Source organism: Myxococcales bacterium (assembly GCA_016717005.1).
Taxonomy (GTDB): domain Bacteria; phylum Myxococcota_A; class Polyangia; order Haliangiales; family Haliangiaceae; genus UBA2376.
Window position 1 is genome coordinate 1 of sequence record JADJUF010000030.1, and the last position, 18,075, is coordinate 18,075.

19 protein-coding genes, 2 tRNA genes and 1 pseudogene are annotated in these 18,075 nt (G+C 72.1%); 3 read left to right on the top strand and 19 right to left on the bottom strand.

What is annotated here, in order from left to right; translation table 11 throughout:
- The 5 genes from IPL61_22870 to IPL61_22890 form a co-directional block, all read right to left on the bottom strand.
- Positions 1 to 186 (bottom strand): hypothetical protein (locus tag IPL61_22870; protein ID MBK9034076.1); only part of this gene is annotated, 186 nt, incomplete at its 3' end.
- 734 nt (positions 187 to 920) lie between these two features.
- On the bottom strand, positions 921 to 1,142 hold the full coding sequence (locus tag IPL61_22875) for a hypothetical protein (GenBank protein ID MBK9034077.1): 222 nt from the start codon (positions 1,140 to 1,142) through the stop codon (positions 921 to 923).
- Between the two features lie 706 nt (positions 1,143 to 1,848).
- Positions 1,849 to 3,021: a hypothetical protein gene (locus tag IPL61_22880; protein ID MBK9034078.1), complete on the bottom strand. Its 1,173-nt coding sequence runs from the start codon at positions 3,019 to 3,021 to the stop codon at positions 1,849 to 1,851.
- Positions 3,022 to 3,037: 16 nt separating this feature from the next.
- The gene (locus IPL61_22885) at positions 3,038 to 3,547 is read right to left on the bottom strand and encodes a hypothetical protein (protein MBK9034079.1); all 510 of its coding nucleotides are present in this window, start codon (positions 3,545 to 3,547) and stop codon (positions 3,038 to 3,040) included.
- Positions 3,514 to 4,137, bottom strand: coding sequence for a serine/threonine protein kinase (locus IPL61_22890; GenBank protein MBK9034080.1), 624 nt, complete (start codon positions 4,135 to 4,137; stop codon positions 3,514 to 3,516). Before IPL61_22890 ends, IPL61_22885 begins: the two co-directional genes overlap by 34 nt.
- A gap of 53 nt (positions 4,138 to 4,190) precedes the next feature.
- Here IPL61_22890 and IPL61_22895 point away from each other — a divergent pair, with 53 nt between their 5' ends.
- Both IPL61_22895 and IPL61_22900 read left to right on the top strand, forming a co-directional pair.
- Entirely contained in the window at positions 4,191 to 4,367 is a 177-nt protein-coding gene (locus tag IPL61_22895; protein MBK9034081.1) for a hypothetical protein, read from the top strand.
- A gap of 154 nt (positions 4,368 to 4,521) precedes the next feature.
- Positions 4,522 to 6,297 (top strand): hypothetical protein, encoded by a 1,776-nt coding sequence (locus IPL61_22900; protein ID MBK9034082.1) that lies wholly within the window; start codon positions 4,522 to 4,524, stop codon positions 6,295 to 6,297.
- A gap of 14 nt (positions 6,298 to 6,311) precedes the next feature.
- On the opposite strand, the gene IPL61_22905 is transcribed toward IPL61_22900, so the two are convergent.
- The 14 genes and pseudogenes from IPL61_22905 to IPL61_22970 form a co-directional block, all read right to left on the bottom strand.
- A tRNA-Arg gene (locus IPL61_22905) sits at positions 6,312 to 6,386 on the bottom strand.
- A 46-nt stretch (positions 6,387 to 6,432) separates the two neighbouring features.
- Positions 6,433 to 7,080, bottom strand: a complete 648-nt coding sequence (locus IPL61_22910; protein ID MBK9034083.1) for a c-type cytochrome — start codon at positions 7,078 to 7,080, stop codon at positions 6,433 to 6,435.
- A gap of 73 nt (positions 7,081 to 7,153) precedes the next feature.
- Entirely contained in the window at positions 7,154 to 7,543 is a 390-nt protein-coding gene (locus IPL61_22915; protein MBK9034084.1) for a cytochrome-c peroxidase, read from the bottom strand.
- Between the two features lie 35 nt (positions 7,544 to 7,578).
- The gene (locus IPL61_22920; protein ID MBK9034085.1) at positions 7,579 to 8,391 is read right to left on the bottom strand and encodes a hypothetical protein; all 813 of its coding nucleotides are present in this window, start codon (positions 8,389 to 8,391) and stop codon (positions 7,579 to 7,581) included.
- Between the two features lie 38 nt (positions 8,392 to 8,429).
- The gene (gene surE, locus IPL61_22925) at positions 8,430 to 9,128 is read right to left on the bottom strand and encodes a 5'/3'-nucleotidase SurE (GenBank protein ID MBK9034086.1); all 699 of its coding nucleotides are present in this window, start codon (positions 9,126 to 9,128) and stop codon (positions 8,430 to 8,432) included.
- A 128-nt stretch (positions 9,129 to 9,256) separates the two neighbouring features.
- A tRNA-Pro gene (locus IPL61_22930) sits at positions 9,257 to 9,330 on the bottom strand.
- Positions 9,331 to 9,397: 67 nt separating this feature from the next.
- The gene (locus IPL61_22935) at positions 9,398 to 9,700 is read right to left on the bottom strand and encodes an integration host factor subunit alpha (GenBank protein MBK9034087.1); all 303 of its coding nucleotides are present in this window, start codon (positions 9,698 to 9,700) and stop codon (positions 9,398 to 9,400) included.
- 88 nt (positions 9,701 to 9,788) lie between these two features.
- Positions 9,789 to 10,835, bottom strand: coding sequence for a hypothetical protein (locus IPL61_22940; protein MBK9034088.1), 1,047 nt, complete (start codon positions 10,833 to 10,835; stop codon positions 9,789 to 9,791).
- Positions 10,832 to 12,169 (bottom strand): hypothetical protein, encoded by a 1,338-nt coding sequence (locus IPL61_22945; GenBank protein ID MBK9034089.1) that lies wholly within the window; start codon positions 12,167 to 12,169, stop codon positions 10,832 to 10,834. The genes IPL61_22940 and IPL61_22945 overlap by 4 nt, the downstream gene beginning before the upstream one ends.
- Before the next feature lie 288 nt (positions 12,170 to 12,457).
- Positions 12,458 to 13,403 (bottom strand): annotated as a pseudogene (gene pheS / locus IPL61_22950) (phenylalanine--tRNA ligase subunit alpha).
- A 198-nt stretch (positions 13,404 to 13,601) separates the two neighbouring features.
- Positions 13,602 to 13,817, bottom strand: coding sequence for a hypothetical protein (locus IPL61_22955; GenBank protein ID MBK9034090.1), 216 nt, complete (start codon positions 13,815 to 13,817; stop codon positions 13,602 to 13,604).
- Between the two features lie 385 nt (positions 13,818 to 14,202).
- Positions 14,203 to 15,141: a translation initiation factor IF-3 C-terminal domain-containing protein gene (locus tag IPL61_22960; protein ID MBK9034091.1), complete on the bottom strand. Its 939-nt coding sequence runs from the start codon at positions 15,139 to 15,141 to the stop codon at positions 14,203 to 14,205.
- Complete coding sequence (locus IPL61_22965; protein ID MBK9034092.1) at positions 15,126 to 15,332, bottom strand: hypothetical protein; 207 nt, start codon at positions 15,330 to 15,332, stop codon at positions 15,126 to 15,128. Before IPL61_22965 ends, IPL61_22960 begins: the two co-directional genes overlap by 16 nt.
- 264 nt (positions 15,333 to 15,596) lie before the next feature.
- A complete protein-coding gene (locus IPL61_22970; GenBank protein ID MBK9034093.1) occupies positions 15,597 to 16,001 on the bottom strand; it encodes a hypothetical protein in 405 nt (134 codons plus the stop codon).
- 1,769 nt (positions 16,002 to 17,770) lie between these two features.
- On the opposite strand from IPL61_22970, the gene IPL61_22975 reads away from it, so the two are divergent.
- Positions 17,771 to 18,075: hypothetical protein (locus IPL61_22975; GenBank protein MBK9034094.1), on the top strand; the 305-nt coding region annotated here is incomplete at its 3' end.

The window sequence follows — 18,075 nt, forward strand, 5'->3', positions numbered from 1 at the left end:
GGACCGGCGCCGCACCGTCACCTCGTCGCCGGCCGGCATCGGCTGCGGCACCACCTCCGCGCAGTCGATCAGCCACGGCTCGACCGTCACGCTCACCCACACCGCGACGCCGTCGGCCAGGCTCGACGTTCTCGGGCTGGGCGGCTGCTCAGGCACCGGCACCTGCGCCGTCACGATGACCTCCACCGACCGTCACCGCATCGTTCGCACGCTCGCTACCGTGCGGCACCTGGTCACGATCGGCGCCTCGTCCGCTCAGGCTCAGTCCCCTCCGCGCCCGCTGGCATCAACTGCGGCGTCGTGCTCCGCCGCACCTACGGCCGGCACTGACGTCACGCGCTCTACCGCCTCCCCGACGCCAGCTCGGCGTTCTCGGGCTGGAGCGGCGCTGCTGGGGGACCGGCACCTGCGTCGTCCCGATGACCGCTTCCACCGCGGTCGCCACCCCACTTCGCGATCACGACCCTCGCACTGACGGTCAGCGGGGCCGGCATTGACGCCAACATCCTCGGCGCGAAACCGGCATCAGCGCGGCGCCTGCTCAGCCAGCTACAACTACAACACCTCAGTCACGCTCACCCGCCTCCCCCGCCGTCGGCTCGACCGCCACCGGCTGGAGCGGCGCCTGCCGCACCAGCACCGGCACCGCCGTCGATAAACCGCGCCGCCCACACCAGCGTCACGCCACCTTCACGCTCAACACCTACACGCTCATAATTCGCCCTCGGCGGCACTGGCTCAAACAGCATGTCCTCAGCCACTGGCATCTCCCTGCGGCACCACCTGCTCCGCCAGCTACGGCTACGGCACCTCGGTCGTGCTCACCGCCACGCCCTCGGCTGACTCGACCTTCAGCGGCTGGAGCGGCGCCGGCTAACTCCGGCACCGGCACCTGCACCGTGGCGACCGCCGCCAGTCCGTCACCGCCAACTTCGTCCAACACCTACACCGCGGACCGTCACGACCAACGGCACCAGCACCGGCACGGTCACCTCAGCGCCCGCCGGCATCAGCTCCGGCGCCGCTGCTCGGCCCGTACAACCTAACACCTCGGTCGTGCTCACCGCCACGCCGTCGGGCGCCTCGACGTTCACCGGCTGGACCAGCGCCTGCACGGGCACCGGCACCTGCACGGTGTCCATGACCGCGGCGCGGGGCGTGACCGCGACGTTCGCGATCACCACGTACGCTCACCGTCACCAAGATCGGCGGCGGCTCGGGCGGTGTTCGCGTCGCCGCCCAGCATCAACTGCGGCGCCTCGTGCTCTGGCCGCCTACGCCTCGGGCACGAACGTGATCTTGAAGCGTGGTGCCGACCCTCCTCAGTGTTCGTCGGCTGGAGCGGCGCTTGCACTGGATCCGGACCGTGCACAGTGTCGATGACCGCCGCGCGGGCGATCACCGCGCGCTTCAACCTCAGATCACGTACACCTTGACGGTCAGCAACTACGCCAACGGGACCGGGTACGTCTCGTCCAACCCCGCCGGGGTCGGCTGCAGCCCGACCGTGGCCTTCAACTGCACGCGACCTTCACCGCCGGGACCGCGGTCAAGCTCTTCGCCACGGCCGATCAACACGTTCGGCGGCTTCTTCCTGCAGGCGGCAACTGCACGACCAGCCCGCCCGGCACGCCGACGGCTGATTGCACGATGGACGGCGACGTCGTCATCGAGGGGACCAGTTCTGTCCCCAGTTCGTGCAGTGCGCGATCGCGCGTCCGCGCCTTACCCAGCGACGAACGTTGCCCCGCGCTCTGCCGCGCTGGCTCCGCAGCGCTACAGATGGCGACCGCGCGCAGACGCCGCGCGACTGACTCGCGCGCCGGCTGGAGGTCCGCCGCCGAGGGCTCAGTCGCGGACCAAGGCACCGCGGCGTCCGCGCGCCGGCGGCGACCACCGACCAGCGCCCTCCGCGACGGTGGGGGGCACGCGGCGGCCCGCGCGCCGGCAGGCGACCTCGGCGGCCAGCGCTGGCCAGCAGGCACACAAAGGCCCCACCGCGCCAGCACCCGACGGATCCGCCTGAGCGGCGGACCTCAGCGCTGAGGATTCAGAACCCGACGCGGACCGTGACGCCGGTGAAGCCGGCGCCGAGCCGCGGCGCGACCGCGACCCGGTCGGCCTTGGTCGGCGCGCCGGTGAACCACAGCACCGCGGCGCCGACGATCGCCGCGCCGCCGACGCCGTAGGCGATGTTGGCGAAAAGCGCGCTGCGCGACCGCGGTCGACGAGGTCCTGCGCTTCGGCGGCATCGGCGCAGGGCATGTTGGGATCCGGGCGGCAGCGCGAAGGCGTCGTCCTCGAGGCCCTTGGCCGACAGCCCGGAGCCGACGCCGGCGCCGATCGCCGCGACGCCGACGCCAGCGAGGCCCAGCGCGATCTTGCGCTTGCCGGTGAACATCGACGGTGCCCCGCCCCTCGATCGGCTGCCGGATCGGGGTCGGGTGGCTTGATGCCGCCGCCGCCGCCGCCGCCGTCACCGCTGGGCGGCGGGACGACCAGCGTCTTGATCGCCTTGAACCGCGGCACCTCGACCGAGGCCTTGTCGCCGGTGGCGGCGACCTCGAGGGTGGTCTGCCAGGTCTCGTGCCCGGGCGCGGTGCCGGCGATCGTGTACGAGCCGCCGTCGACCGGCACCGCGCGGTTCCACAGCACCGGGTCGACCGGCTTGCCGTTGCGCGTGACCACCAGGCCGTCGACGCGCACGTCGTCGGGCACCGACACCGTCAGGTACGACAGCGTGGGCTCGAGCGCCTTGATGCGATCCTGCGCCAGCTTCCGCTTCTTCGGATCCTTCACGCGCGTCAGCGAGTCCTTGTACGCCGACCACGCCGAAACCATCAGCCCCTGCTTCTCGCGGCACTGGCCCAGGCGGATGAGCGTGCCCGCGCGCGGCTCGATGCGGTTCGAGGCCTCGAACGCGTTGCAGGCCTCGGGCACCTTGCCCTCGGTCTCGAGCTGGACCGCCTCGTTGAACAGGACCTCGGCGTCGGCGTTCTGCGCCAGCGCCGTGCCCGTCAAGCCGATGACGATGGCGCTAGTCGCCGCGATCGACCGAACTGCCCAGCCGGGTGGAGTGACCATTGGTGTTCCCTCGTGGTGTGCGACGCTTGCGCGCGTCGATCGCAGCGTCGACCGGCGGTGGCGCCGCGTCGATCGGCGGTTCCTCGACCGCCGCGTCGATGGGGGCCGCGTCGAGCTCGACCCCGGCGTCGACGGTCACCGGCGGGGGCGTCGTCGACGCCGCCTCGGATGGCGACGGGTTGCCACCGCCGCCCGCCAGCAGGATCGCGGCGATCGCGCCGCCGGCCACGACCACGCCCAGGCCCGCGAACAGGGAGCCCGCGCGACTTCCGGGCTCGGCGTAGCCCCCGGTCATGCCGGCGCCGGTCATGCCGGGGCCCATCCCGGCGCCGGTCGAGCCCGCGGCCGACGACAGCGTCGTCGGCGCGCTCGCGAGCCCCCCGCCGGTGTTGCGCGCCAGGACGCCGCCGGTCTGGCGCGGCACCGGGGTCAACAGCGGCGGCGGCGGCGTGTGCATGCCCATGCCCGCCACGGTCTGCGCGCCCGAGTGCGAGATCGCTGGCATCGAGCCCTGGCCGAGCAGGCGCGCCAGATCGGCGGCCGACTGCACGCGATCCTCGGGCTTCTTCTGCAAAGCGAGAGGATCAGGTTCTCGGCCGCGGCGCTGACGACGACGCCGGTCTCCGACGGCGGCACCGGCGCCATGTACAGGTGCATGCCCAGCACCTCGCCGATGCCCTCGGACGAGAACGGCGGGCGACCGACCAGCATCTCGTAGAGGATGCAGCCGACCGAGTACAGATCCGACCGGTGGTCGATGTCGCCGGTGCCGCGGCACTGCTCCGGGCTCATGTACGTCGGCGTGCCCAGCACCGCGCCGGTCCGGGTCTTCGACGAGCCGCCGACCCGCTGGGCCTCGGCCACCTTGGCGATGCCGAAGTCGAGGATCTTCGGGCGCAGGCCGCCGACCATGTCGGGGTCGCGCACCAGGAAGATGTTGTCGGGCTTGAGATCGCGGTGGACGATGCCCAGCGCGTGCGCCGCCGACAGCGCGCTGGCGATGCCGCGGGTGTAGACCAGCGCCTCGTGCTCGGTCAGGCGCCCACGCGCCACGAGCACCTTCGACAGCGGCTCGCCGTCGAGCAGCTCCAGCGACGATGAACGCCATGCCCGACGGCAGGTACCCGAAGTCGAAGATCTCGACGATGCCCGGGTGTCGAATCGACGTCGCCGAGCGCGCCTCGTTGAAGAACCGGTCGACGATCTCGCGGTTGTTCGACAGCTCCGGCAGCAGCACCTTGACCGCCGCCGCCTTGCCGAGCAACGGGTGCTCGGCGCGGTAGACCGCCCCCATACCGCCCTCCGCGAGCTTGGCGGTGACGCGGTAGCTACCGACGGTTTCTCCGATCACGGTCTGCCGATCTTGCCAGGGCCGCCCCCCGACTGCAACTGGCGCCCCTGGTCCCGGGCGCCCCGGTTGGTGCGCTACGATGGCCCATGGTCCGAGGGATCGTCGCGACTGGGTTGCTCGCCCTCGCCGCCTGTCAGTTTCCCCGTCCCGCCGACGTCCCCGGCGACGCCGGCCCCGACGCGCCCACTGACGCGCCCATCGACGCGCGGCCCGACCTGGTGACCGGAAGGATCGAGCGCCGGTACGCCACCCCCGCAGGCGTCGTAGATGTCGGCAGCGACCTGTCGCTGCTGACGGTCCAGGCCGTGATCCCCAGCGGCCAGGACGCCTTCACGATCGTGAGCGGCGTCGCGCGCGCCGACGGGACGTTCGAGATCGAGGGCGTGCCGCCGGGCCCGTACATCCTGAAGGCCGGACGGACCGCCCACGCCACCGACCGCCACGAGGTCACCCTCCGCACCACGGTGCCCGCCCGGCCGGCCCAGCTCACGACCATGGCGACGCCGATCGACCTGCAGCTTGGCGGGCTCGTCCCGGTGCCGAGCAGCTACGTCTCGATCATCTCCGGCGCCGCTGGCGTCGAGGCGATCGTGCCGCTGCCAGCGAGCCCGGCGTCGCTGGCGCAGACCCTGGACTGGGCCACGGCGTCGCCGCTCTACAGCGGCGGCCCACCCCCGCTGCCGGACGCGCGCATGGGCGACGACCTCACCATCGCGCAGTATCGCGTCACCGACGCGACCACCTTGGGCGCGCTCCGGGTTGAGGAGGTCGTGGCGGCCGCGGCTCCGTCCGCGGTCACGCTCTACGACGGCGTCGGCTCCGCTGTCAGCGACACGCTGGGCCCAGTCACCGCTCGGCTCACGCCCGGCACCGTCGTGAGCCGCGCGCTGCTCGACCAGGGCCACTCGACGCTCTCGGCGCCTTCGAGCCTCCGCGTCCGGTGCGTCGCGCTGCCCGTGGCCGCTGGCGGCTGGAGCGTCGAGGGCGCCGCGATCGATGGCCCGATGATCATGTCGGTCGGCGTGACCGACTTCCTCGGCGGTGCCACCGCGACGCTACCACTGGCGACGTACGCCGACCCATTTCCTGCGGCCTGGCAGCGCTACTGCAAGCTGACCTACGCCCGAGCGCGAGCCGTACGCGTGCCCGGCGCCTCCCCGACCCAGCTCACGGCGTCGACGGTGCGCCTGGTAAATCCGGCAGGTCTGGCCCTGACGCCGATGTCGCCGCCGACCGCGATCCGGGTCGACGGACTCGATGCGGAGAGTGGTGGCGTGCTCCGAAACGACGGGCGGCCTGTGTCGGTCACGTGGACCGGCGCGAGCCAGGCCTCCCAGTACAACGTGTCCGTGTACCAGCTGCGCGCGCAGGGCGGCGCCACGGTTCAGCGCCTCGCGGTGAGCATCACGACGAGCACCCCGGTGTTGACGATCCCGGCCGAGCTTCTCGCCGGCAGTGACTTCATCACGTTCGTCGTCACCGCGAGCATGAGCAGCAACACCTACGCAGCAGGCAACCTCTTCCCGGAGGGAGTCCCCGGCGCCGCCAGCACGACGGTCACCGCGATGTTCCGCTTCTCCTCGACCTGCGGCGACAGCACTGTCGACGTCGGCGAGGCTTGCGACGAGGGCAGCGCCACGGCGACCTGCGACGCCGACTGCACCTCGGTCGAGTGCGGCGACGGCACCCGCAACGCCGCTGCCGGCGAGCTGTGCGACGCCATCGTCGACACGCCCGGCTGCGACAGCGACTGCAGCGCCAACATCTGCGGCGACGGCCACCGCAACCCGACCACCGAGCAGTGCGACGACGGCAACACCATGTCCGGCGACGGCTGCTCGGCCGCCTGCCGCACCGAGTGACCGGCGCCGGTCAGTGATCCCTGCAGGGCTCGAACCTGCGGCCTGCGGTTTAGGAAACCGCCGCTCTGATCCACCTGAGCTAAGGGACCGTGCCCGCCACGATACGCGACCGTGGCGGCGACGCAACCGCGTCGGTCAGGGCAGCTTGGGCTCGGTGGAGAGGCCGCCGGGGCACGCGAGGCCGTTGCCGACGAAGTCGGTCAGGTCGGCGAGCTCGGCCGGGGTCAGGCCCTTGTCGTTGAACAACGGCGACAGGTTGGGGTTCGGGGTCGCGGCCGAGGCCATGTACTTGACCGCCTCCTCGAGCGACGCCACCGAGCCGTCGTGGAAGTACGGCGCGCTGGCGCCGATGCCGCGCAGCGACGGCACCTTGAACGACCCGAAGTCGGTGTCCTTGCCGGTGACCTTCTTGCGGCCGACGTCGACCGCGGCGAGGTCCTTGCCGGCGAAGCCGATGCCGGCGTTCCAGAACACGCCGCCCTTGGTCATCATCGCGGCCGAGAAGTGCGGCGGCGTGTGGCACGCGGTGCACAGGCCCTTGCTCATGAACACGTCGAGCCCGCGCTGCTGGCCCTCGGTGAGCGCGGCCTTGTCGCCGCCGGCGAACTTGTCGTACGGCGTCGCGGTGCACAGGATCGTGCGCTCGTACGCCGACAGCGCCTCGGTCACCTGCGCGGCCGTGGCCGGCCCGGGGCCGAACGCGTCCTTCCACATCGCGGCGTAGCCGGGGATCTTGGCCAGCTCGGCGGCCTTGGCCTCGAGCTTGTCCTCGCCGACGCCCATGTTGCCGCCGGCCCGCGCCCTTGGCCTGGGCCTCGAGGGTCCTCGGCCCGACCGTCCCAGTAGAACGCGCCGTCTAGTAGCCGACGTTCCACAGGGTCGGCGAGTGCCGGGTCAGCGGCTTGTCGCCGGCGCCGAGCGCCAGCGGCAGCGCGCCGCCGGTGCCGTTCTCGTTCATGTGACACGAGTAGCAGGCGCGCGACCCGTCGACCGACAGGCGCTTGTCGAAGAACAGCGCGTTGCCGAGCGTGACCTTGGCGGCGTTCTGCGGATCGGTCGAGGCGGCCAGCGGCGGCATCGCCACGAGCGTGCCCTGCGACGGGCGCGCGGACGGCGGCGGCGGCGGCGGCGGCTTGGGCGCGGGCGCCGAACCGGTACCGGCGCCCGATCCCTCGGATGACTTCTTGCCACAAGCGGAGGTCAGCGCGAGGCCGACCGCGAGTCCAAGCATGAGACGGGTGCGCATGGCCGGAGGCTACTACCGAACCCGCGCCGGCGACATCACGGCGTCGCGGCATCTGGCCGGGCGTTGTCGAGGCACGCGATCAGCGGGTCGCACTCCTGCTCCTCGCGCAGGCACACCTCGTAGACCCGGACCTGGCGCGACGACAGCGACTGGGCCTGGCACGACTCGACGAACTTCTTGGTGTGGACCGGCGCCGTCGACTCGATCTCGAGCTTGGCCAGCTCCTCGGGCGACATCGTCGCCCGCGCGTCGGCGATCGCGCAGTCGGTCATGCGCGGCCCCAGCGCCTCGCACGCCGCGTCGCGCCGGCGCTCGAGCTCGGTGCGTCGATCGGGCGGCGGGGCGGGCTCGTCGGGAGACGACGGCGCGGGGTGCGAGCCGCCGCAGGCGGCGACGGCCAGCGCGATGACGATGACGCTCGAGACGCGGATCATGGATCCTCCTTGGACACGGCGGCGCGATCGCGGTTGCGCCATCAGCGGAAGCGCTCGCCCTCGCTGCCCTCGTCGTCGAGCGGCGCCAGGCACGAGCTCTCGAGCTGGGTCACCGCGGTGGCCTTTGGTCACGCACGCGACCACGCGATCCGCCGAGGTCTTGCACTCGGCCAGGACCATCGCGACGTTGTCGGCGACCTCGGCCTCGGTCATCTTGGTGCGCTCGGCCGCGGCCTGGTACAGCTCGGTGACGTGGGCGGCGATGCCGTCGCAGGCCGCTGGGTCGCCACCGGTGCCGGTGGGCGTGCCGGTGCCGGTGCCGGTCCCCGGGCCGGGCTTGGTCGCCGAGCCGCCCTTGCACCCGCACGCGACCACCCCCAGCGACAGCGCGAGCGCGACGGCGACCAGCTTCATGGCTGGAATCTACCGCTCGCGCCTGGCCGCCGCCACGATCACGCCGGGTCGAATCCCGCGATCACGAACGGCGGCGTCGCGACCCGCGCCCGGTGGCTCCAGTCGATCTGCAGCGGCGTGACGCTCGCCAGGCCGTCGGCGATCGCGTTGCAGTCCGAGCCCGGCACGTCCTCGTGCCCGAGCGAGCCGCCGCCGATCCAGTAGTACGGGCGCCCGTACGGATCCTCGCGCTCGGTCACGTCGTTCTGGTAGCGGCGCTTGCCGAGCGTGGTCCACGCGTAGCGGCGCTCGCCGGCGCCCGGGATGTTGACATTGACGACCTCGCCCGGCGCCAGGTCGACCAGCGCCGCCGCGACCAGCCCGGCCGCGAACTCGAGCGCGGTCGCCAGCGTCGACGCCCGCGGCGCCATCGACAGCGCCACCCCGCGATGACCGCGCAGCGCGCCCTCGACCGCCCCGGCGACGGTCCCGGAGTAGTAGACGTCGCTGCCGAGGTTGTAGCCGTCGTTGGGGCCCGAGACGACGATGTCCGGCGGCCGCGGCGCCAGGCGCAGGAGCCCGACGTAGACGCAGTCGGCCGGGGTGCCCGACAGCGACCAGCGCCCGGGCGTGAGCTCGCGCGCGCGCACCGGCTTGTGCAGCGTGATGGCGTGCGACGCCGCCGAGCGCGGCCGCTCGGGCGCGACCACCAGCACGTCGCCCAGGGCGGCCAGGCGATCGGCCAGGGCGGTCAGCATGGGGGCGAAGATGCCGTCGTCGTTGGTGAGCAGGATCAGCGGCCGCACGTTCGGCTCCTGGCGCCACGCCGGGCGAGCCGCGGCGCCGAAAAAGACTGCGGGACGGTCTCTCGACCGTCCCGCCCTCGTCGGGGCGACAGGATTTGAACCTGCGACCCCCAGACCCCCAGTCTGGTGCGCTACCAGGCTGCGCTACGCCCCGATTCGGGAGGCCTACGTACTGCACTCCCGCGAGCGAGGCAAGCCCCGGCGACCGCGAAGTCGCCGACCTATTGCTGGGTCGGGGTGCGGTTGCCGCCGTTCAACACATCCTTCAACACCTGCGAAGGCTTGAAGGTCAGCACGCGGCGCGCGGAGATCGTGATCTCCTCGCCGGTCTGCGGGTTGCGCCCGATGCGCGCCTTCTTCTCGCGGACGATGAAGTTGCCGAAGCCCGAGATCTTGATCTTCTCGCCGTCCTTGAGCGTGTCCTTGATCTGCTTGAACACGCTCTCGACGATCTCGGCGGCCTCCTTCTTGGAGAACCCCCCGACCTTCTCGTAGACGGCCTCGATGATGTCGGCCTTGGTCATGCGCGCCATAGGTCAGACATTATCACGACTTGGCGGGACTGGTGGGATCAGGGGGATCGCTATCTGCGCTGGGCCGGGAGCGCCTCGGTCAGCCGGGCCACGATCGCCTCGTGGGCCCGCTCGATCTCAGCGTCGGTGAGCGTGCGGTCGGCGGCCCGGTAGGTGATCGACCACAGCTGGCTCTTGGCGTCGGCGCCGAGCTTGGCAGCGTCGCGATACTCCTCGGACAACGCGACCCGCTCGACCAGCGGCTCGGCGACGGACGCGATGGCGTCGCTCGACCTCGGCGGCCGGCACCGCCTCGGGCAGGAGCAACGACACGTCCCGCGACGACGCCGGGAACCGCGGCACCGGGCGCATCTGGACGGGCCCCGGCTCGCCGGAAACCACTGAGATCGACCTCGGCGATGAACACCGCCGCGTCGATGCCGACGTGGGCGCGGACGTCCGGGTGGACCTCGCCGACGCAGCCGATCACGCGCCCACCGACGGAGATCGCCGCGGCGACGCCGGGGTGCAGGTACGGCACCGCGGTCGTCGCGGCCACCGTGGCCTCGCCGCCGCCGAGCGCGCGCACCAGGGTCAGCGCGAAGCCCTTGGCGTCGAACGCGTCCCAGGGCTCGGCCGGGCCGAGGCGGCGCGGGCGCGCGCCCGCCAGCACCACGCACGCGGCGACCGGCTCGTGGGCCAGCGCCGTGGGCTCGCCGGTGGTGGCCTGACCCTCGGCGCGGAGGAACACCGACCCGACCTCGAACAGCGCCACGTCGGGCAGGCCGAAGCTGACGTTGCGCGCGACCGCCGCGAGCAGGTTGGGCACCAGCGAGGTGCGCATGATCGCTTGATCGGCCGACATCGGGTTGCGCACGGCGATCGGCTGGGCCCGACGATCGTCGGCCGGCAGCCCGAGACCGTCGAGCCGGGCCTGGGCCTGGAAGCCGAAGGTGATGGCCTCGGTCAGCCCGGCGCCGGCGAGCGCGTGGCGCGCGCGATCGGCGGTGGTCGCGACCAGCGGCCGCGGCGCCGAGGTCAGCGCCGGCAAGGTCGCCGGTACGTGGCCGTAGCCGACCACCCGCAGCACGTCCTCGATCAGATCGACCTCGCGCGTCAGATCCGCGCGCGCGCTGGGCGGCGTCACCAGCCAGCGACCGTCGCCGTCGGCGACCGCGCCGCAGCCGAGCCGCGCCAGCGTCCTCGCACGCCGCCGTCGACAGGTCGGTGCCGGTCAGGGGCCTGGGCCGGGCCAGGCGCAGCGCCACCGGCGGGCGCGGCGGCGGACGACGATCGTGATCGACCTCGCCGACCGCGATGCGGCCGCCGCCGAGCTGCGCCAGGAGCACCGCGGCCCGCGCCGCCGCGCGGCCAGCCAGCGCCGGATCGACGCCGCGCTCGAACCGCTGCGACGCCTCCGACAGCAGGTTCAGGCGGCGCGCGGTGCGGCGGATCGCCTTCTGATCGAAGCTGGCGCTCTCGAGCAAGATGCGCGAGGTGCCGGCCGTGACCTCGGTGGTGCGCCCGCCCATCACGCCGGCCAGGGCCACCGGCCCCGAGCCGTCGGTGATCACCAGATCGCCCGGCTCGAGCGCGCGGTCGTTGCCGTCGAGCGTGGTCAGCCGCTCGCCGGCCGCCGCGCGCCGCACGCCGATGCGCGGCGGCGCCGCCAGCCGGTGCCAGTCGAACGCGTGCAGCGGCTGGCCCAGCTCGAACAGCACGTAGTTGGTGACGTCGACCAGGTTCGAGATCGGGCGCACGCCGACCGCGCGCAGCCGGGCCGCGAACCGACGCGGCGACGGCGCGACGGTCACGCCGTCGACGATCCGCGCCACGTACCGCGGCACGCCCGGCGTCGTCGATCGCCAGCTCGATGAGATCGGCGGCGCGCGTCGCTGGCCAGGGCGGCCAGCTCGCCGACAGGTCGCGCACGCGCAGGCGCCCGCCGACGAGCGCGGCGAGCTCCCGGGCCAGGCCCTCGTGGCCCAGGCAGTCGCCGCGGTTGGCCGGCACGTTGACGTCGAGCAGCCAGTCGTCGACGCCCAGCGCCTGCTGCGCCGGGGCGCCGAGCGGCGTGGCGTCGTCGGCCGCGAGCACGATGATGCCGTCGTGATCGTCGCCGAGCCCGAGCTCGTCCTCGGCGCACAGCATGCCGGGCGAGTCGACGCCCTTGACCGCCTTGGTGGCCAGGGTCATGCCGCCCGGCAGGGTCGCGCCCGGCGGCGCCCACAGCACCTTGCGCCCGGGCTCGGGCACGTTGGGCGCGCCGCACACCACCTGGGTCGCCGGCCCGTCGGGCGCGACGATGACGTCGACCAGGGTCAGCTTGGTCGACTGCGGGTGCGGCCGCTTGGCGACCACCTGCGCGACCACGACGCCGGTGAACCCACAGCCCAGATCGGTCAGGCCCTCGATCTCCAGGCCGCCCGCGGTCAGCGCCCGCGCGCCCTCCTCCACCGTCGGCGTCGTCGGCAAGATCACACAACTCGAGCAGCCAGGACCAGAGCACCTTCATGAGAAACCTCGGGATCAACAGAGACGGAGAGACGGAGAGAGAGAGAGAGAGAGACGGGGCAGCGGGAGTGGAGCCGGAGCCGGAGCCGGAGCCGGAGCCGGAGCCGGAGCCGGAGCCGGAGCGGAGCCGAGCCGGAGCCCGACCTGAGCCGGAGCCGGAGCCGGAGCCGGAACCCGAGCCGGAGCCGGAACCTGAGCATCCGGAGCCGGAGCCGGAGCCGGAGCCGGAACCTGAGCCGGAGCCGGAGCCGGAGCCTAGAACTGGCTCAGGAACCGAAGATCGCCCTCGTAGTACAGCTTGATGTCGGTGACGTTGTGCCGAAGCATCGCCATGCGCTCGATGCCCATGCCGAACGCGAAGCCGGTATAGACCTCGGCGTCGATGCCGACCTGGGCGAACACGTCGGGGTCGACCCGTGCCGGCGCCGCCGATCTCGATCCAGCCGGTGCCCTTGCACAGCCGGCAGCCGGCGCCGCGGCAGAACGCGCACGTGAAGTCGACCTCGACGCCGGGCTCGACGAACGGGAAGTAGCTGGGGCGGAACCGCACCTCGAGCCCGCCGCCGCCGAAGAACCGGTTGGCGAAGTGGGTGAGCACGCCCTTGAGGTCGCTGAAGCGGATGCCGCGGTCGACGACCAGGCCCTCGATCTGGCTGAACATCGGGCTGTGGGTGGCGTCGCCGTCGCGGCGGTAGACCACGCCCGGCGCGACGATCCGGATCGGCGGCGGGTGCCCTGCATCGTCCGGATCTGCACCGGCGAGGTGTGGGTCCGCAGCACGATCTCGTCGGCGACGTAGAACGTGTCCTGCATGTCGCGCGCGGGGTGGTCCTTGGGGATCGCCAGCGCCTCGAAGGTGTGCCAGTCGGTCTCGATCTGCGGTCCCTCGGCGACCGCGAAGCCGAGCTCGGCGAAGATGTCGACCAGCTCGAGCCGCACCTGGGTGAGCAGGTGCAGCCGACCGGCGGCGACCAGCCGCGCCGGCAGCGTCAGGGTCGACGGTGCGCGCCAGATCGGCGGCGCGGCGGGCGGCGGTCAACGCGGCCAGCCGGGCCTCGACCGCGGCGGCGATGGCGTCCTTGACCCGGTTGGCGGCCTCGCCGACCCGGGGACGGTCGCCGGGCGGCAGCTTGCCCAGCTCCTTCATCACCGCGGACACCTGGCCCTTCTTGCCGAGGAACTGGGCCTGGGTCGCGCGCATGGCCTGCTCGTCGTCGAGCGGCGCGATCGCGGTGGCGAACTCCGCCGGCGAGCCGCCTCGAGCCTAGGGCGATGAGATCGTCGGTTGCGGGTGCGGTCGTCATGGGTCCTCCGGCCGGGCCGGGCCCGGCGCGCCGAAAACACGTCGAGGCCGCAGGCGGCCCGGAGCCGAAGGCGCGCTCGGTGCGCGACCGGCCGGCTACTTGGCGGCGGTGGCGATCGCCTGGAAGGCGGCGGGATCGCTGATCGCGATCTCCGACAACATCTTGCGATTGATCGCGATGTTGGCCTGTGCAGCGAGCCGAGGAGCTTGAGTAGCTGACGCCGATCGTCCGGGCCGCCGCGTTGATGCGGGGTGATCCAGAGCGACGGAAGTCCTGCGCTTGCGCACCTTGCGCGAGCGGTACATGTGCATCCATGCGTGCTGGACCGCCTCGTTGGCACGGCGTGGCAGCTGGAGCGCTTGCCGCGGAATCCGAGGCAGCCTTGAGGATGCGGTTACGACGACGGCGGGCCTTGAAGCCACGTTTTGCCGCGGGGCATGACACCTCTATCCTGGGTTTTGGGGGCCCGTAGGGCAGCATCGCTTCGATCTGATGCTGCTGGCTCGCGCCGATGTACTTGCCGTTGCGGGCCTGACGCTTGCGCTTCTGCGACCGACCGGTCAACAGGTGGCGCTCAAACGCCGCCGGAACCCGAACTTGCCAGTGGCGGTCTTCCGAACCGCTCTTGGCGCCTGGTGGGGTCCTGACCTTGGGCACAGCTACCGGGGTTCCACCCGGGTTGGGGCGGAAGCGGGTTTATGCCCGAACCGCCCGTGGCTGACAAGTCTCTTGTGTCGTCAAAACCGGGATCCGCCGCCCCCGCCCGCCCCTGCTGTACAAGGGCCCGAAAGCGCCCCGGGATGCGACCGGATTCGCACCTGATCGCCGGGCTGGATCCGTCACCGGGGTCCGGATCCAGATCGGATCCGGATCCGAGACCGGCACCGAGACCTGGCTCCGAGACCGGCTCCGACACCGGGCCGACACTGCCCGACACCGGCTCCGACACCGGCTCCGACACGGCTCCGACACCGGCTCGCACCGGCTCCGACACCGGCTCCGGGCCACTGGTCCGGCCGCGAAGACCCGGCTCCGACACCGGCTCCGACCCGGCTCCGACACCGGCTTCGACACTGGCTCCGACACGGGGGCGCCGACGCGAGGCCGCTCCGCGCCGGCTCCGAGGCCGGCTCCGACACCGGCCCGACGCCGAGGCCGGCCCGACGAGATAGGCTCCGCGCCGGGCCGGCTCCAACGCCGGGGCTGACCCTGTGGTGGATCAGGCCTCGGCGGGCGCTTCGGCCTCGTGCGTCGTCTGTCCAGTCGTCGACGTCGGCGTTGATGGCGTCGAGGTCGTCGTCCTCGTCCTCCTCGACGTCCGGCGGAGGCGCGTGGCCGCGGCCTTGGCCGCGTCCTCTCTTGGTCTGCACGGCCGCGAGCTGGTCGCTTGCGGATCTCCTCAGGCGCGGCGGACCACGTTGGCAGCTTGGGCGCGATGATCGCGATCATGCGCCGGCCTTCCCCGTTCGGGATGACCCTCGACGCCGGCCAGATCGGCGTGGCCGCGACCACGCGGTCGAGCGCGTTCTTGCCGGTCTGCGGGTGCGTGATCTCGCGGCCGCGGAACACGACCGCCAGGCGGACCTTGTTGCCCGCCTCGAGGTAGCGCCGGACATGCTTCACCCTGAAGTCCATGTCGTGCCCTCGGTCTTCGGACGGAACTTGATCTCTTGATCTCGACCGTCGAGGCGTGCTTTGGCTTCTGCTTCTTTTCTGGCCTGCTCGTACTTGTACCCGCCGGCGGGTCCATGATCCGGCACACCGGCAGGGAACGCGCGGGGCGAGATCTCGACGAGGTCGAGGCCCTTCTCCTCCGCGAGGCGCACGGCCTCGTGGGGGCAGCACCCGGAGCTGCTCGCCACCGTCTTCGACGATGACGCGGACCTCGGGCACGCGGATGCGGTGATTGATGCGCAGGCCGCCCTGGGGGCGGCGGCGGTCGTCACGACCCGGGGGGTCGGCCGTTCACGGAGAAACACCTGCAAACGTCATCGGAATCTTCTTGGAGGCGTTGGACCGCGGACGCGGCGCACCGGTTCTACCGCAACTCGCCGGGCGTTTGTCTAGCCCGGATCACGATCGACCCGCGATCACGCCGCGGTGGGGCCGGCAGCCCCACGGGGATGGCGGCGGCGGCCGGAGGTGCTCGATGAAGGCGTCGATGGCCATGGCCGGTAGCTGGGCGCCCTCCGCGGGTCCGCACCGCCACCGCCGGGCCTCGACCTCCTGTCGCCGCACACGAGCATGAACGGCACCTTCTCGAGCTGCGCCTGCCGGATCTTCTGCTCCAGCTTCGCCGCCGGTGTGGGTGTCGACCCGAACCCGGCCGCGGTCAGCTGCGCCGCGACCTCGTCGCAGTACGCGGTCTGGCGGTCGCCGATCGAGATCAGCCGGGCCTGGATCGGGGCCAGCCACACCGGGAACGCGCCGGCGTAGTGCTCGGTCAGGATCGCGAAGAACCGCTCGACCGAGCCCATCAGTGCCCGGTGGACCATGACGATGGGTGCTTGGCGCCGTCGGCCCCGACGTACTGCAGATCGAGCGCTCCGGCAGGTTGCAGTCGACCTGCACCGTCGAGCACTGCCACTCGCGCCCCAGGCAGTCCAGAGCTTGAGGTCGATCTTCGGGCCGTAGAACGCGCCGCCGCCGGGGTCGACTCGTACGGCAGGCCCGAGGCCTTGAGCACGTCGAGCAAGGGCCGCCTCGGCGACGCGCCGCAGGTCGGGCTTGCCGACGGAGTCCTGGGCTGGGTCGCCAGGTACAGCTTCCACTCGGTGGCTCGAACGTCCGCAGGACGTGCAGGTGAAGTTGACGATCTGGCCAGCTCGCCGGGGAGCTGCTCGCGGTCATGAACAGGTGCGCGTCGTCCTGCGTGAATCCGCGCACGCGCAGGAGCTCGTGCATGACGCCCGAGCGCTCGTACCGGCAGACGGTGCCCAGCTCGGCCCCAGCTGCGGTGCGGCAGCTCGCGGTAGCTGCGCAGGGCCTTCTTGAACATCGCAGCAAGTGGAACGGGCAGTTCATCGGTCGCCAGGTACTCCTGACCGTCGACGTCCATGCCGGAGAACATGTTCCCCTTGTAGAACGACAGGTGGCCCGACTGCTTTCCACAGCTCGTCGCGGGCGATGGGGTGAGCCGACCAGCTCGTAGCCGTTGGCGAAGTGCTCCTCGCGCCAGAACGACTCCATCAGGTGGCGGATGCGGGCGCCCTTGGGGTGCCACAGCACCAGGCCCGCGCCGATCGTCTCGTCGATCGAGAACAGGTCGAGGTCCTTGCCGATCCGGGCGGCGATCGCGGCGCTTGGCCTCCTCGAGCAGCGCCAGGTGGGCGTCGAGCCTGGGCTTTCAACGAAACGCGGTGCCGTAGATGCGCTGGAGCTGGGCGTTCTTCTCCGTTGCCGCGCCAGTACGAGCGCCGGCGACGCTGAGCAGCTTGAACGCGCCGATCCGCCGGTGCGCGCGACGCGGGGGCTGCGGCAATGTCGAACCAGTCGCCGGTCGTGTAGTAGCTGACGACCGCGTCGGGCGGGAATGAGTCGATGAGGTCGGACCTTGTAAGGTCGCGCCCAGCGCGGCGAACCGGGCCTGGCGTCAGTCGCGCTCGAGCTCGTGGCGCCTTCAAACGGCTCCGTTGGCTCCTGACGATCCTGCCATCTCGCCCCCGATCTTGGCGAGGTCGTCTCTCGGAGAACGGCGCCGCGCGCTCGAAGTCGTAGTAGAAGCCCGTGGTCGATCGACGGGCCGATCGTGACCTGGTGCCGGGGAACAGGCGCTGGACCGCCTGGCCATGACGTGCGCGGTCGAGTGGCGCAGTTGTCTCGAGCGGCGACAAGGTCAGTGGCGCTGACCAGCCCCGCGAGGAGCTCCTGGTCGACGGCGGCGGCGGCGGGATCGATCTCGGCGACATGCGGCCGGGACTATGAGGGGTTTCGCCTGGGCCGACAAGCGGCGGCGCGCCTGGCCGCGACAGCGCGCACCCGGTGGTAATTCCGCCTGGTCCGCGGCGGGGCCCCTCGCCGCGCGGCTCGCGCATGGCCCGCCCGCCCCAGCCCCCCGCCCCCACGCTGCCGGCGCCTGCGCCCGCCCGGGCGCATCTTTGCGGTCTGGGCTCACGCTCAGCCCCCGGGTCGCGTTCCCGCCGGAGCTGCCGATCAGCGCCCGGCTGGTCGATCTCGTCAACGCCATCGACGCCCACCAGGTGATCATCGTCGCCGCGAGACTGGCTTCGCAAGACCACGCAGCTGCCCAAGATGCCGCCTGGCGATGGGCCGCGGGTCGACGGGCAATCGTGGCTGCACCCAGCCGCGGCGGATCGCCGCCACCAGCGTCGCGGCCCGGGTCGCCGAGGAGCTCCACACCGAGCTCGGCGACGTCGTCGGCTACAAGGTCCGCTTCAACGATCGGGTCAAGCCGTCGTCGTACGTCAAGTTCATGACCGACGGCATCCTGCTCGCCGAGCTCCACGGCGATCCGCTGCTGCGCGGCTACGACACGATCATCATCGACGAGGTACCACGAGCGAAAGCCTCAACATCGACTTCCTCGCTTCAGTACGTGAAGAATGCTCT

Coding starts and splice junctions, on each gene's coding strand:
- IPL61_22875 (MBK9034077.1), bottom strand. CDS start 1,142: ATGGACACCGTGCAGGTGCCGGTGCCCGTGCAGGCGCTGGTCCAGCCG.
- IPL61_22885 (MBK9034079.1), bottom strand. CDS start 3,547: ATGGGCATGCACACGCCGCCGCCGCCGCTGTTGACCCCGGTGCCGCGC.
- IPL61_22895 (MBK9034081.1), top strand. CDS start 4,191: ATGCCCGACGGCAGGTACCCGAAGTCGAAGATCTCGACGATGCCCGGG.
- IPL61_22900 (MBK9034082.1), top strand. CDS start 4,522: ATGGTCCGAGGGATCGTCGCGACTGGGTTGCTCGCCCTCGCCGCCTGT.
- IPL61_22910 (MBK9034083.1), bottom strand. CDS start 7,080: ATGGGCGTCGGCGAGGACAAGCTCGAGGCCAAGGCCGCCGAGCTGGCC.
- IPL61_22915 (MBK9034084.1), bottom strand. CDS start 7,543: ATGCGCACCCGTCTCATGCTTGGACTCGCGGTCGGCCTCGCGCTGACC.
- IPL61_22920 (MBK9034085.1), bottom strand. CDS start 8,391: ATGAAGCTGGTCGCCGTCGCGCTCGCGCTGTCGCTGGGGGTGGTCGCG.
- surE (MBK9034086.1), bottom strand. CDS start 9,128: ATGCTGACCGCCCTGGCCGATCGCCTGGCCGCCCTGGGCGACGTGCTG.
- IPL61_22935 (MBK9034087.1), bottom strand. CDS start 9,700: ATGACCAAGGCCGACATCATCGAGGCCGTCTACGAGAAGGTCGGGGGG.
- IPL61_22955 (MBK9034090.1), bottom strand. CDS start 13,817: ATGCACATGTACCGCTCGCGCAAGGTGCGCAAGCGCAGGACTTCCGTC.
- IPL61_22960 (MBK9034091.1), bottom strand. CDS start 15,141: ATGGACTTCAGGGTGAAGCATGTCCGGCGCTACCTCGAGGCGGGCAAC.
- IPL61_22970 (MBK9034093.1), bottom strand. CDS start 16,001: ATGGTCCACCGGGCACTGATGGGCTCGGTCGAGCGGTTCTTCGCGATC.